General features: G+C 41.6%; 1 protein-coding gene. It reads left to right on the top strand.

The genetic code is table 11. From position 1 onward, the window contains the following. Nucleotides 1-70: 70 nt before the first annotated feature. The coding region (locus JHD69_RS20145; protein ID WP_199142118.1) for a gamma carbonic anhydrase family protein at nt 71-577 on the top strand (507 nt) is incomplete at its 3' end.

Raw genomic sequence — 577 nt, 5'->3', positions numbered from 1 at the left:
ATTATTTAGTTTTCAGCTCGAAATTTTCAGTTATCATAGCTTAATACTCACATCTCAAATCCAACAACAAATGCCAGTTATTTTACCAGTTAAAGATATCCACCCGAAGTGGGGCAACAACAGTTTTATTGCACCTAATGCCACCATAGTTGGCGATGTAACCATGGGCGATAACTGCTCGGTTTGGTTCAATGCCGTAATCAGGGGAGATGTAAATACCATCACCATAGGCAACGACACCAATATACAGGATGGAGCTGTTATCCATGCCACCTATTTAAAGGCAAGTACGCACATTGGCAACAGGGTTTCAGTAGGGCACAATGCCATTGTTCATGGCTGTGAGGTAAAAGACCATGTGCTGATTGGTATGGGAGCTATTGTAATGGACCATGCAGTGGTTGAAGAATGCTGCATTATAGCTGCAGGAGCAGTGGTTTTGGAAAATACCATCTGCGAAAGCGGATTTTTGTATGCAGGCATGCCTGCCAAAAAGATAAAGCCTCTTACCGATGAGCAAAAGGCTTTATTAAAGAAATTACCAGATAATTATATCATGTATTCAGACTGGTTCAGG

Origin of the sequence: Pedobacter sp. ASV12 (genome assembly GCF_016429155.1) — a bacterium.
In the GTDB taxonomy this organism is placed as follows: Bacteria; Bacteroidota; Bacteroidia; order Sphingobacteriales; family Sphingobacteriaceae; genus Pedobacter.
The sequence above is the reverse complement of the archived record's forward strand: the minus strand, read 5'-3'. Positions and strand labels throughout refer to the sequence as shown.